The sequence below is a fragment of the Sphingomonas sp. PvP055 genome (assembly GCF_040546365.1).
In the GTDB taxonomy this organism is placed as follows: Bacteria; Pseudomonadota; Alphaproteobacteria; order Sphingomonadales; family Sphingomonadaceae; genus Sphingomonas; species Sphingomonas echinoides_A.
The window spans coordinates 3,797,969-3,811,247 of sequence record NZ_JBEPNS010000001.1; the positions used below are offsets into that span (position 1 = coordinate 3,797,969).

Annotated in this window: 11 protein-coding genes and 1 tRNA gene; 2 read left to right on the forward strand and 10 right to left on the reverse strand. The window is 65.2% G+C overall.

What is annotated here, in order from left to right; all coding sequences use genetic code 11:
• Positions 1-113: 113 nt before the first annotated feature.
• Positions 114-3,770, reverse strand: coding sequence for a trifunctional transcriptional regulator/proline dehydrogenase/L-glutamate gamma-semialdehyde dehydrogenase (gene putA / locus ABIC16_RS17755; RefSeq protein ID WP_502958328.1), 3,657 nt, complete (start codon positions 3,768-3,770; stop codon positions 114-116).
• 100 nt (positions 3,771-3,870) lie between these two features.
• On the opposite strand from putA, the gene ABIC16_RS17760 reads away from it, so the two are divergent.
• Positions 3,871-4,356 carry an Lrp/AsnC family transcriptional regulator gene (locus tag ABIC16_RS17760; RefSeq protein WP_354292086.1) on the forward strand — a complete coding sequence of 162 codons (486 nt, stop codon included), beginning with the start codon at positions 3,871-3,873 and terminating at the stop codon, positions 4,354-4,356.
• Positions 4,357-4,377: 21 nt separating this feature from the next.
• Here ABIC16_RS17760 and ABIC16_RS17765 read toward each other — a convergent pair whose 3' ends face one another.
• The 8 genes from ABIC16_RS17765 to ABIC16_RS17800 all read right to left on the reverse strand — a co-directional run bounded on the left by ABIC16_RS17765 (position 4,378) and on the right by ABIC16_RS17800 (position 10,655).
• On the reverse strand, positions 4,378-5,379 hold the full coding sequence (locus ABIC16_RS17765; protein WP_354292087.1) for a glycoside hydrolase family 43 protein: 1,002 nt from the start codon (positions 5,377-5,379) through the stop codon (positions 4,378-4,380).
• 128 nt (positions 5,380-5,507) lie between these two features.
• Positions 5,508-5,583, reverse strand: a tRNA-Val gene (locus ABIC16_RS17770).
• A 512-nt stretch (positions 5,584-6,095) separates the two neighbouring features.
• Positions 6,096-7,052: a hypothetical protein gene (locus ABIC16_RS17775; RefSeq protein WP_354292088.1), complete on the reverse strand. Its 957-nt coding sequence runs from the start codon at positions 7,050-7,052 to the stop codon at positions 6,096-6,098.
• Positions 7,053-7,284: 232 nt separating this feature from the next.
• Positions 7,285-8,697, reverse strand: a complete 1,413-nt coding sequence (locus tag ABIC16_RS17780) for an NAD(P)(+) transhydrogenase (Re/Si-specific) subunit beta (protein WP_354292089.1) — start codon at positions 8,695-8,697, stop codon at positions 7,285-7,287.
• A gap of 41 nt (positions 8,698-8,738) precedes the next feature.
• Entirely contained in the window at positions 8,739-9,032 is a 294-nt protein-coding gene (locus tag ABIC16_RS17785; RefSeq protein ID WP_010218984.1) for an NAD(P) transhydrogenase subunit alpha part 2, read from the reverse strand.
• A gap of 11 nt (positions 9,033-9,043) precedes the next feature.
• The gene (locus tag ABIC16_RS17790) at positions 9,044-9,403 is read right to left on the reverse strand and encodes a PH domain-containing protein (RefSeq protein ID WP_277969037.1); all 360 of its coding nucleotides are present in this window, start codon (positions 9,401-9,403) and stop codon (positions 9,044-9,046) included.
• A complete protein-coding gene (locus ABIC16_RS17795; RefSeq protein WP_354292090.1) occupies positions 9,403-10,524 on the reverse strand; it encodes an NAD(P) transhydrogenase subunit alpha in 1,122 nt (373 codons plus the stop codon). The genes ABIC16_RS17790 and ABIC16_RS17795 overlap by 1 nt, the downstream gene beginning before the upstream one ends.
• Before the next feature lie 2 nt (positions 10,525-10,526).
• Positions 10,527-10,655, reverse strand: a complete 129-nt coding sequence (locus tag ABIC16_RS17800; RefSeq protein ID WP_277968944.1) for an aa3-type cytochrome c oxidase subunit IV — start codon at positions 10,653-10,655, stop codon at positions 10,527-10,529.
• 176 nt (positions 10,656-10,831) lie between these two features.
• Here ABIC16_RS17800 and ABIC16_RS17805 point away from each other — a divergent pair, with 176 nt between their 5' ends.
• The gene (locus ABIC16_RS17805; protein ID WP_277968945.1) at positions 10,832-12,256 is read left to right on the forward strand and encodes a sigma-54-dependent transcriptional regulator; all 1,425 of its coding nucleotides are present in this window, start codon (positions 10,832-10,834) and stop codon (positions 12,254-12,256) included.
• A gap of 7 nt (positions 12,257-12,263) precedes the next feature.
• Here the strand turns inward: ABIC16_RS17805 and ABIC16_RS17810 are convergent, their stop codons facing one another.
• Positions 12,264-13,148 carry a bestrophin family protein gene (locus ABIC16_RS17810; RefSeq protein WP_277968946.1) on the reverse strand — a complete coding sequence of 295 codons (885 nt, stop codon included), beginning with the start codon at positions 13,146-13,148 and terminating at the stop codon, positions 12,264-12,266.
• Positions 13,149-13,279 lie beyond the last annotated feature (131 nt).

Here is a 13,279-nt window from a genome sequence, read left to right on the forward strand (position 1 = left end):
CCTCCCCTTCAGGGGAGGGGTTGGGGTGGGGCAGTCCAGCAGAGGCGCGCTCTCTACGAGGCACAGCCCCACCCCCAACCCCTCCCCTGAAGGGGAGGGGCGAACCCCGGTCCCTACGCCAGCGTCATCAAACTCGCATTCCCACCCGCTGCGGTGGTATTGATCGAAACCGAAACCTCCTCGCACAGCAAGTCGAGCGGATACGCATCCGCCCGCGCCACCACGTCCGCGCTCGAAGCGCCATGAAGCGACACGATCGCCCCATCCCGCTCCGCCAACGCCCGCGACGCGGCGGCAACGTCCGCCGCATCTCCCTCGACCAGCGCGCCCGCAAGCGCATCGACCTCCGCCAGCCCCTGCGTCGCCCAGTCGATCCGCGCCGCAACCACAGCGGGCAAGCCCGCCGGTGCCACCGCCAGCGGCCCGCCCGGAATCACCACCGCATGGTTCCCCGTCGCCAGCACCGCGCCGATCTGTCGCCAGAGCCCGTGCGCGGTCCGCGCGATCGCCGCGATCCGCCCGCGCGGGTGGAGCGCGTAGCGGTTGATCTCGCCGACCGGCCCCGCCAGTTCGACTTCAAGCCCAAGCCGCGACCGATCCGCGATCGCGCCGACCGCCGCCGCCATCTCGGGCTCGCCCTGCGTTCCGAGCCACGTCGCCAGCGTCCGCGCGACCGGATCGCCGCCCGTCGCCGAAACCGCCGCCGTCTGCGCGGCATGGACCAGCCGCGTCAGATACATCGGGCCGCCCGCCTTGGGCCCCGTGCCGGAAAGCCCGCGCCCGCCGAACGGCTGGACGCCGACGACCGCGCCGATCGTGTTGCGATTGACGTAGACATTCCCCGCGCCGATCGCGCGCGTAACGCGATCGATCGTCGCGTCGAGCCGCGTGTGGAGGCCGAAGGTGAGCCCATAGCCGGTCGCGTTGATCGACTCGACCAGCGCCTCCATCGCCCCGCTGCGGAAGCGGAGCACGTGCAGCACCGGCCCGAACACCTCGCGCTCGATCTGCGCGATGTCGTCGATCTCGATGATCGTCGGGGGCACGAACGTGCCGTACCCCGTCGCGGCGGGCAAAGGCGCCTGCTCGACCCGGTGCCCCGCCGCCTTCATCCGCGCGATATGCGCGTCGATTCCGTCGCGCGCTTGCGCGGTGATGACCGGGCCGACGTCGATCGCGAGCCGGTCGGTGCGGCCGATCGTCAGTTCCGCCACCGCGCCGCGCAGCATCGCGAGCGTGCGGTCCGCAACCTCTTCCTGCAGGCACAGCACGCGGAGCGCCGAACACCGCTGCCCCGCGCTGTCGAACGCGGAGGCGAGGACGTCGCCCACGACCTGTTCGGCGAGCGCCGAGGAATCGACGATCATCGCATTCTGCCCGCCGGTCTCGGCGATCAGCGGGATCGGTTTGCCCTCTGCGGTCAAACGCCCGGCGAGTTGCCGCTGGATCGTCCGCGCGACCCCGGTCGATCCGGTGAAGATCACCCCCGCCGTCGCCGCCGCGCCGACCAGCGCCGCGCCGACTGCGCCGTCACCCAGCACCAGTTGCACAACGTCCTCGGGCACGCCCGCGCGGTGCAGGACGCGCACCGCTTCCGCCGCGATCAGCGGGGTCGGTTGCGCGGGCTTGGCGACGACCGGGTTGCCAGCGACCAATGCGGCCGCAATCTGCCCGGTGAAGATCGCGAGCGGGAAATTCCACGGGCTGATGCACACCACCGGCCCGAGCGGCGTAGTGCCGTCCAGGGTGGCACGCGCCTCAGCAGCATAATAACGCAGGAAATCGACCGCTTCGCGCACTTCGGCGATCGCATTGGCGGCGGACTTGCCCGCTTCGCGCATGATCAGCCCAAGCAGCGTCGGCATCGCCGCTTCGAGCATGTCGCCCGCGCGATCGAGACAGTCCGCACGCTCCGCAACGGGAGTCGCCGCCCACCGCGCCGCCGCATCGACCGAGCGATCGACCGCCGCTTGCGCCGCGGCTTCGTCCGCTTCGAAGACATGGCCGACGATGTCGCGGTGGTCCGCCGGGTTGCGGATCACGACCGCAAGGCGTGCGCCCGTATCGACGCCGCCGGTCCATTCGGACGCGGCACTCGCTACCAGCGTCTGCGACAGCATGGCGAGCGTCGCTTCGTCGCTGAGATCGAGCCCCTGCGAATTGCGCCGCGCGCCATAGATCGCCGCGGGCAGCGCGATCTCGTCATGCGGCGCGCCGGGCACCGGCATCGCGCGGACGATCTCGACCGGATCGGCGATCAGGTCCTCGATCGGCACCGCGGGATCGCCGATCCGGTTGACGAACGACGAGTTCGCGCCGTTCTCGAGCAAGCGCCGGACGAGATACGCCAGCAACGTCTCATGCGTGCCGACCGGCGCATAGACCCGGCACGGCCGCGCGAGGCCGTTCGCGCCGACGACCTGGTCGTACAGCGGCTCGCCCATGCCGTGGAGGCACTGGAACTCGTAATCGCCGACGACGAAATCCTCGCCCGCTAGCTGATAGATCGTCGACAGCGTCTGCGCATTGTGTGTCGCGAATTGCGGGAACACCGCATCGCGCGCCGCCAGCAGTTTGCGCGCACACGCGATATACGCGACGTCGGTGTAGATCTTGCGCGTATAGACCGGATAGCCCGACAGCCCGTCGACCTGCGCGCGCTTGATCTCGGCGTCCCAATAGGCGCCCTTGACCAGCCGGATCATGATCCGCCGCCCGGTCCGCCGCGCCAGCGCGATGACGAAATCGATCACCAGCGGGCACCGCTTGCCATAGGCCTGGATAACGAAACCGAGCCCCTTCCAGCCGTCGAGCGCGGGATCCTCGGCAAGCGACTGAAGCAAGTCGAGCGACAGTTCGAGCCGGTCGGCTTCCTCGGCATCGATGTTGAAGCCGATGTCATAGCCCTTGGCGAGCAGCGCGAGGCCACGCACGACCGGCAGGAGCTCGGCCATCACCCGCCCCGCTTGCGCGCGGCTGTAGCGCGGGTGGAGCGCGGACAGCTTGATCGAGATACCCGGCCCGCCATACACGCCGCGCCCGTCCGATGCCTTGCCAATCGCGTGGATCGCCTGCTCGTAATCCTTGAGATAGCGCGCCGCATCCGCCGCGGTCGTCGCGGCCTCGCCGAGCATGTCGTAGGAGAAGCCATAGCCTCGCGCCTCGCGGTCCTTTGCGTGTCGCAGCGCCTCGTCGATCGTCTGGCCGGTGACGAACTGCTCGCCCATCATCCGCATCGCCAGATCGACCCCACGCCGGATCACCGGCTCGCCCACCCGCGCGACTAGCCGCGTCAGCGCGGTCGCGAGACCGCGGTCGTCCGCACTCGCCGCCAGCTTGCCGGTGACGACCAGCCCCCAGGTCGCGGCATTGACGAACAGCGAGCGCCCGTCCCCGATATGCGCCGCCCAGTCGCCGCCCGCGATCTTGTCGCGGATCAGCGCGTCGCGCGTCGCGGTGTCGGGAATGCGGAGCAACGCTTCGGCGAGGCACATCAACGCGACGCCTTCCTGGCTCGACAGCGCATATTCCTGCACCAGCGCCTGCACCCCGCCGCGCGCCTTCGACCCGCGCAACCCTTCGATCAGCGCGCGTGCAGTCCCGGCGGCAGCGCGGCGAACGGTGTCGGGAACGGTTGCCGCCTCGACCAATGGCGGCACGCAGATTGGCTCGGGCGTCCGCATCGCCGCGGTGATTGCCGCACGCATTGGATCGGGCGTGCGCACCGTCGGAGCAAAGCACGCAAATGGCATGGACGGTTCGGTGGTCATGGCGATCCTCTGGGTAGATCTTCGCCATACGCGCGTATTCCGGAGAGAATCTTCCCGTTCAAACTTGACGAGCACTCAATCTCGACCGCATTTCGGGGCTATGAAAGACAAATCGCCTGCACAACCACCGTCTGACAGTGAATTGGACCGGTTCGACCGTGCGATCATCGATTTGTTGGCACAGGATGGGCGGATGTCCGTCACCGATCTCGCCGCGCAGATCGGGCTGTCCAAGACGCCGACGCAGGTGCGGCTCAAGCGGCTGGTCGACCAGGGCTATATCCTCGGCTTCCGCGCAGTGACCAATCTCGCCAAGCTGGGGCTCGACCATGTTGCCTTCACCGAGGTGAAGCTGTCCGACACGCGCGAGAATGCGCTGCGCGATTTCAACGCCGCGGTGCGCCGTATTCCCGAAGTCGAGGAATGCCATCTGATCGCGAGCAGCTTCGACTATCTGCTCAAGGTGCGCACCACCGACATCCGCCGCTACCGCTATGTGCTGGGGGAGAAGATCTCCAGCCTGCCGCATGTCGCGAGCACGTCGACCTTTGTCGCGATGGAGACGATCCTCGACCACGATCGCTGACCGGGTCGAGCACCACCGCGCTTACTTGGGCGGTGCCATCGTCACCGCATTCGGCGTCTGCACGACCGGGCGCATCGTCCCGTCCTTGTTGTACGTCAGCGGATACACCGTCACCGCACGCCGCCCGATCGCGCCGCGCTGATCGTCGATCGCGAGATCGGCATTGTGGAGGAACAGATACGATTGCCCCCGGAATTCCGCGATCCCGGGATGGATGGTGAAGCTGTACTTGCCCGATCCGGTCAGCAGCCCGTGTGGCGTCCACGGCCCGCGTGGCGACGATGCGGTCGCGTAGGAGACATGCTCGTCGCGCTGAGTCTTCCGGTCGAGCGAGGCGTAGGTCAGGTAATAGATCTTGCCACGCTTGTGCAGCCATGGGCCTTCCTCGAAATGCGGCGGCGTGATCTCGGTGATCGGGCCGTCGAGCTCGATCATGTTGGGCTTGAGCTTGGCGATATAGCATTGCCGGTTGCCCCACGCGATCCAGGTCATCCCGTCCTCGTCGGTCATCACGGTGGGGTCGATGTCTTCCCAGCTATGCGTGCCCTTGGGCGTCATCTCGTTGGTGATCAGCGCGGAACCCTTGGCGTCGCGGAACGGCCCGGTCGGCGTGTCGGCAACGGCCACCGCAATCGCCTTGCCGGGGTGCGTGGCATCGTGCTCGACCGCAGCATAGAACCAGACCTTGCCGTTCTTCTGGATCGCCTGCGAGGCCCAGGCGTCCTGCTTCGCCCATTTGAAGTCGGCGACGTTCATGATCGGCCCGTGATCGGTCCAGCGCTTCATGTCCTTGGTCGAATAGACCATCCATTCGCGCATGTTGAACATCTCGTCGCGCTGCGCAACGTCATGACCGACGTAGAGGTACAGCGTATCCCCCACGACCATCGGCGCAGGATCGGCGGTGAACTTGTCCCGGACGATGGGGTTCGAGAGCTTCGGGGCGGGCGTTGCCGCGGTGATCGACACCGCCGTCGCCGCAAGCACCATTCCCCCAGCCACAAGGGCGCCAACAATCCGCATTCCACTCTCTCCTGTTGTCTCACGCAACGCTCGAGTGGGGATACGGCCCTATGCTAACGCTAACAAGGCTCAATCGATGTGATCGCCGGCCTGGGCTCGATTAGCCGGTACTGGCTATGAAGGGGGGGTGGTGGGCGATGACGGGCTCGAACCGCCGACATTCTCGGTGTAAACGAGACGCTCTACCAACTGAGCTAATCGCCCCCGTGACGGGGACTCGCGTAATAGCGTGGTTTTGACCGCGAGCAAGCGCATGATTGCAGATAATTCGCGGATCAAACGGGAAACGGGAGGACGCATCCGGAACGCGAAGTCCCGAAGGATTCCCGAAGCGATTCTGCGCGGGGCGGGAAGTCCGCTAAATGTTACCTTCCCGAAACCGATCTGTTGATCTCCGCACCTTATCAACGAGACGCATGATCCCAACAGCGGCGGTGACGCGATGTCGATCCTTAGGCTGGCCATGACACTCGGCTGTGCGGCGATCAGCTATCGATGGATCAAGCGACCAATGAACAATTGGTCTCGCAAGTGGGTTGCATCCCGCTCTCATCGCAGCGTTGGATTATTGCCCGAGCCAATGGCCCGAACTGTTTAAGGTCGGGCCAAACCCAAGGAGCCGTTACGGCTTCCGCATGTGTTTGAAGATTGTCGGTACCCGGGGGGGGGCGCTCGGAGCGCCTCCCCCGCTACCGGCGGGAGCGAAACGAGCCTCGTCAGGGCAACGCCGACCCCGTCCGGCGGACCGCCGACAGATAGGTTCGCATCCCCAGACTGGTTTGCGACGACAAGGCCATGAAGGCGCGACGGCGGTCGAACGGGTCGGGGCGGCGTTCGAACAACCCCGCATCGGTCATCCGCGAAATCCAGCGCAGCGCCGTGGTCGGCGCGACGGCGGCGGCGATGCACAGGCTGGACACCGAAACCTGGACGCGCTCGAGTTCGGCGGCGAACAGGTCCAGCAACATGTCCCACGCTGGATCCTCGAACAGCCCCGCCCCGAAGAACTGGTCGCGAAGGCGGCGCGCGCGGATCGCGTCGCGTACGTCCCGGACGCGGATGTCGGGCCGTTCCAGCAGGGGCGCCGAGCGATAGGTCAGACCCGGGTCGGAGACCGCAGGCAGGCGCGATAGTTCATCCTCGCCACGGGTAAGCCGCGTCAACGTCTCCGCGATTCGAGCGATTTCCTCGTTGAGACGCATTAACCTAACCGAATCGGGTGTTCCGCCAATATCCTGTAATCGCCGCGAGTCAGGGCTCAGCGCCACGCATAGACTGGCGACTCGCTCGGTCGTCGTCGGGGAACACAGCAGGTCGATCGGCGCGGTCCCGATTGTCCCCGTAACACAATCGATCTGGGACGGATCGAGCACGATCACCGCGCGGGTCGCCCCGGTGACGGCCAGATCGGCAAGCACGGACAGCACGCGTTCTAATACCGCATCGGGAACGCTCGAGGCTTCCGCCAGAATCGCATGGCACAATCCCTGGCGTTCGAGCCTGCCGGCTGCTTCTTCCCACGGCACCGGGCCGAGAAGCCGCGCATCACAGGCATGGATTGCCTCCGCCCCCGCCGAACAATCATTCGCGATCAGCAGGACGGATCGTTGGTCGATACGTGCCGGGTCGCGTCCGTATCGACCGAAATTGTCGAAGGCCATCGGTTCGGTCATGGTTGCGCTCCCCCACGCTGCGAGGCTCCCCAGCCCTCGCTTTCGTAAAGTACGCATTCTGCCAAAAGGGAACAGCACAATTCGCGCCACTTCGGCGATCATTATGCAAGATCCAGAGCATCCCACTCCGGATTGCACCAGAACGGACCCAATTGCCTAAGTACACTCAAATCGCCGGGTCAGTCTGCGCCCATAGGAGAAACAGGCCGATTCGAAATGGGGAATTGCGCTATCAGTCCAGAGACTTCACGATTTCCTCGACCATTTTCTTGGCGTCGCCCAGCAACATCATCGTATTGTCCATATAGAAGACATCGTTGTCGACGCCGGCATAGCCGACCCCGCCCATCGACCGCTTGATGAACAGCACGGTCTTCGCTTTTCCGACGTCGAGCACCGGCATGCCATAGATCGGCGAGGTCTTGTCGGTCTTTGCCGCCGGATTGGTGACGTCGTTCGCGCCGATCACGAAAGCAACGTCGGTCTGTGCGAACTCGCTGTTGATGTCCTCCAGCTCGAACACGTCGTCATACGGCACGTTCGCTTCCGCGAGCAGCACGTTCATGTGCCCGGGCATGCGGCCGGCGACCGGATGGATCGCATATTTCACGCGGACGCCGTGCTCCTTCAGCTTGTCGCCCATTTCGCGCAGCGCGTGCTGCGCCTGGCTGACCGCCATGCCGTAGCCGGGGACGATGATGACCTGTTCCGCCTGGCCGAGCAGGAACGCCGCGTCGTCGGCGGACCCACGCTTCCACGGACGCTGCTCCTTCGCTTCGCCGCCCGCAGCCGCCGCATCGCCGCCGAAGCCGCCTGCGATGACGCTGACGAAGCTGCGGTTCATCGCCTTGCACATGATGTAGCTGAGGATCGCACCCGAAGACCCGACCAGCGCGCCAGTAATGATCATCGCGCTGTTGTGGAGCGTGAACCCCATCGCGGCTGCCGCCCAGCCCGAATAGGAGTTGAGCATCGACACGACGACCGGCATGTCCGCACCGCCGATCGGCACGATCAGCAAGAAGCCGATGACGAAGCTGAGGCCGGTGATCGTCCAGAAAATCCAGGCGCTCTGATCCTGGGTGAAATAGCCGACGAGACCGACGATCGCCACCAGCACCGCGATGTTGATGACATGCCGTCCGGGCAGCAGGATCGGCTTGCCCGACATGTTGCCGTTGAGCTTGAGGAAGGCGATCACCGAGCCGGAGAAGGTGATCGCACCGATCGCGATGCCAAGCCCCATCTCGATCCGCGAGACGGTCAGGATCTGCCCGTCATCGCCCAGGATCCCGAACGCGCCGGGGTTGAGATACGCCGCCGCCGCAACCAGCACCGCCGCCATGCCGACGAGCGAGTGGAACGCCGCAACAAGCTGCGGCATGTCGGTCATCGCAATCCGTCGCGCGGTAACGATTCCGATCGCCGCACCGATCGCCATCGCGACCCCGATCTCGAACGGCGACGCGAGATGATGCGCGAACAGCGTCGTGCCGACCGCGAGCGCCATGCCGATCATGCCGAGCCGGTTGCCGCGTTGCGCAGTCGCGGGCGACGACAGGCCGCGGAGCGCGAGGATGAAGCACACCCCCGCGACGAGATACGCGAGCGCAACCCAGGGATTTACCGGTGCCGTATGTTCCATCGTCTAAACCCCTGCCCGCCCGTTCAGCCGCCCGTATCGCGTCACTTCGCGACCGGTCGTTCTTTCTTCTTGTACATCGCCAGCATTCGCTGCGTCACCGCGAAGCCGCCGAAGATGTTGACGCTCGCCAGCACCACCGCGAGCAGCCCGAGCCATTTCGACCAGACCGACCCTTCCGCCGCAGACGCGATCAGCGCGCCGACGATGATCACCGAGGAGATCGCGTTGGTCACCGCCATCAACGGCGTATGCAGCGCCGGAGTAACCGACCAGACGACGTAATAGCCGACGAAGCAGGCCATTACGAAGATCGACAGGATTGAGATAAAGTCCATGGATTGTGCCCCTATCGGTCGATCTTGGTTGCCATCCAACCCTGCAGCCCGCGGATGTCGGAATCGCGCCCGATCCGAAATTCAATCGGCGCCCGACCGGATAGATAGATCTTCAGTTCTGCATCGAGATCGAACGTGCCCGCCGTCTCGATCGAGAAGGCGGTAATCGACCGGTACGGCACAGTCAGATATTCCCGCTTTGCGCCAGTCAGACCCTGCACGTTGATGTACAGCACGCGCCAATTCGTGAACGCGATGAAATCGCGGACGGTCTTGAACACGAACCGCACATCTTCCTGATCGGTCAACGCATCCCCGTGCTTGTCGATCAGTTCGGCCGCCGAGGCCGCGGTTGCATTAAGCAGCCCCATCACCCCAACAACCGTGCGTTGACGATCTTGCCGTCCTGGGTCAGCCGGATCGCATCCCCAATCTCGGCGTCGAGCACGGGCTTGCCCTGCTCCTTGTCCCAGAATGCGCTCAGGAAATTGAACAGGTTGCGGGAGAACAGCGCCGAGGCATCCGCCGCAAGCCGCGATGGAACGTTGCGATGGCCGACGATCGACACACCGTTGACGACGACCACCTCACCAACGACCGAACCCTCGACATTCCCGCCGCTCTCGACCGCAAGGTCGACGATCACCGAACCAGGCCGCATGCTCGCGACTTGCGCCGCCGAGATCAGCCGCGGTGCCGGGCGTCCCGGGATCAGCGCGGTGGTGATGACGATGTCCTGCTTGGCGATATGGCCCGACACCAGTTCGGCTTGCGCCGCCTGATATTCGGGGCTCATCTCGCCCGCATAGCCGCCCGACCCTTCGCCTTCGATCCCGGCGACTTTCTCGACGAAGATCGGCTTGGCGCCAAGGCTCTGGATCTGCTCACGCGTCGCGGCACGGACATCGGTTGCGGACACCTGCGCGCCGAGCCGTCGTGCGGTCGCGATCGCCTGCAACCCGGCGACACCGACCCCCATCACGAACACCCGCGCCGCCGAGATCGTCCCCGCCGCGGTCATCATCATCGGGAAAGCGCGGCCATACGCCGCCGCTGCATCCAGCACCGCCTTATAGCCCGCGAGGTTCGACTGAGATGACAGGATGTCCATCGACTGCGCACGCGTGATCCGCGGCATGAATTCCATCGCCAGCGCCTCGATCCCCGCGGTGGCATAGCCATCGATCCGCGCACGGTCGGCGAAGGGATTGAGCGCGGCGACCAGCCACGCGCCGGACGTCGTGCCTGCCAGTGAAGCCGCGTCCGGCCCCTGTACCCCCAATACGATATCGGCGCCCGCAAGCGTCGAACCACGGTCCGCAACACTCGCGCCGGCCGCGGCATAGTCCGCGTCCGTGATCGATGCGGTGCTGCCGGCACCCGCCTCGACCGCGACGCTGGCCCCTAAGGCAATGAATTTCTTGACCGTTTCCGGGGTGGCGGCGACGCGGCGCTCGCCTTCGGCGGTTTCGCGGAGAACGGCGATCTTCACCGCTACTTACCCGAGATCAGCCACACCACCGCAAACGCGATGATGAAGCATGCAACCGCTCCGTATTTAAGGACTCCGATGACCTTGGTATAGGTCGCGCGGTGGACTTGCAGATCGCCCTCGTTCGCCATCGGATCGTTCCTCACCTTATCGTTCCGCCTGTGCTTAGCGGGCGTCTTGCAACCCCTCAACCCCTGCAATTACTTAGAGCCGCGTGTCTCTCGCGTCCCGCGCTGGGTCGTTTAAGGCGGCTTTTACACCTTGCCGTTAGAGAATCGCTCCAAACAGAGTGAATTCGGGGAAGAGCATGACGCGTAACGGCCAACGCCTGCTGATGCTGATCGACGACGAACCCGCGCAGCGCAGGCTGATCGCGGCAATCGCCGCGCGGCGCGGATGGCGTGCGATCTTCGCCAACGACGGCGATACCGCAATCGCCATGCTCGGCTCGGCGGAAGGGATGCAACTCGATGCGATCCTCCTCGACCATTGGGCGCCCGAAGCGGATCCCACCGCGCTGATCGCCGAAATCCGGGCGCGCCGCCCCGCGCTCCCCCTGCTGCTGCTGACCGCCAACGGCTCCGTAGCGCAGGCGGTGAACGCCATGCGATCCGGCGCGACTGATTTTCTGGTCAAGCCGCTGGCACCCGAACGGCTGCTTGCGGCGCTCGATGCCGCAGTCGCCGAAAAGACCGCGGGCGAATTACGCCCCCTGACAGAAAAAATTCCAGCCTTGCTGGCGTTCGACGAGATCGTCGGGTCCGCCCCCGATTTCCGTGCGGCCCTCGCGATCGCGGCCAAGGCCGCGCGGGCGCGCGTGCCTGTTCTGCTGGAAGGCGAGAGCGGTGTCGGCAAGGAAGTCGTCGCGGAGGCGATCCATGCAGCGTCGCCGCGCGGCAAGAAGCCGATGATCGCGGTCAATTGCGGTGCGATCCCCGCCAATCTTGTTGAAAGCGAACTGTTCGGCCATGAAAAAGGCGCCTTCACCGGCGCATTCGAACGCAAGACCGGTCGCTTCCAGGAAGCAGACGGCGGAACGCTTTTCCTCGATGAAATCGGCGAAATGCCGATCGAGGCACAGGTCAAACTGTTGCGCGTCCTGCAATCGGGCGAGGTCCAGTCGATCGGCGCGCGACAAGTGCGCGAAGTCGATGTCCGCGTGATTGCCGCCACCAACAAGCGGCTGACCGACGAAGTCGAAGCCGGGCGCTTCCGCGAAGACCTCTATTATCGCCTCAACGTCGTCCAGGTGACGATTCCCCCCTTGCGCGAACGCACCGGCGACATCCCCGCACTCGCCCGCCACTTGATGGCGCGAATTGCGCAGCAACCCGGGCTCCGCCAACTCGGCATCACCGACGACGCGCTGGCTTTGCTGGGACGCTATGACTGGCCCGGGAACGTCCGCCAGTTGCAGAACGCGCTCTTCCGCGCCGCCGTACTGTGCGACGGCGACGCGCTGACCCAGGCCGATTTCCCGCAGATCGCGGCGCTCGGCGGCAAACGCCACGCCGCCCCTGCTTCCGCGCCGCTGGGGACATCGGGCGGAGTCACACTGTTTCACGCGGATGGTAATTTGCGCGCGCTGGACGAGATCGAAGCGGACGTCATCCGCCTCGCGATCGGCCATTATCGCGGGCGAATGACCGAGGTTGCGCGGCGGCTCGGGATTGGACGGTCGACGCTGTATCGCAAGCTCGGCGAACTCGGGATCGACAACGCCGCCGCCTGATCGGGCTTTACCAGAGGATTCCCTTCACTGGCTTGACCGGTTCGGGCGCCGGTTCGCCGAGTGCCTGAAGAAGATCGATTTCGATCGTCGTGCACATCGACGTCAGCGGTACGTCGTGCACGGTGTTGGCGAACGGATCGACCAGATCGTCGCCGATCTTGAGCACGGCGAGGAACATCAACCCTGCAACCGTCGATCCGATCGGCGTGGCGAACCCCAGCGTCTCGACCAGCCCGATCGGAAGCAGGATGCAGAACAGCCGTGCGAAGAATTCGGGGAAGAAGCGATACTGGTTGGGCAAAGGCGTGTTCTTCAGCCGTTCCATCCCACCCTGCGCGTTGGCGATATCGACCAGCACGCGCTCGATCGACGCCTGCTGGATCGTGTCGATCCAACCCTTCTGACGCGCCTGGTCGACTCGGCGACCCGTGCCGTCGAGAATGCCGTTGGCGACGTTGTTGCGCGACAGCGGGGGCTTGGCCTCGTCGGGAGACAGGAAGCGCAGCGCTTCCTCGCGTGTATCCTGCTTGCGCAACTGGCACCGTAGGACGTGGACGTAGGTGATCTGGCGCAGGATGATCGCGCGTTGCAGGTCGCGGCCCTCTTCGTCGGGCAGGTAGCTGCGCGCCGCACGCGACAGGCTGCGCGACGCGTTGATCATCCGACCCCACAGTTCGCGCCCTTCCCACCAGCGTTGGTACGCCGAAGTACTACGAAACCCGAGGAACAGCGCGAGCGCCGAACCGAACAGCGTCAGCGGCAGCGACGGTGCCTTGAACGGCAGGATGTAGTAGGTAACCGTAACGATCACGTCCCACACGAACAGCGCGAGCAGCGGCCGCCACACTTCGGCGACGATCTGCCGATATCGTGGGACTGCGTCGATGATCATCAATTTCCTCCAGGCGTTGCGATGTTGCAGTGCGATACGAACATGGCGCCATTAGGTTCAGCATGGAACCCATGGGACTGAGCGCGCCCTTACCACGCGCCGCCGGTACGCATCCCTGCGTGTCATACGTA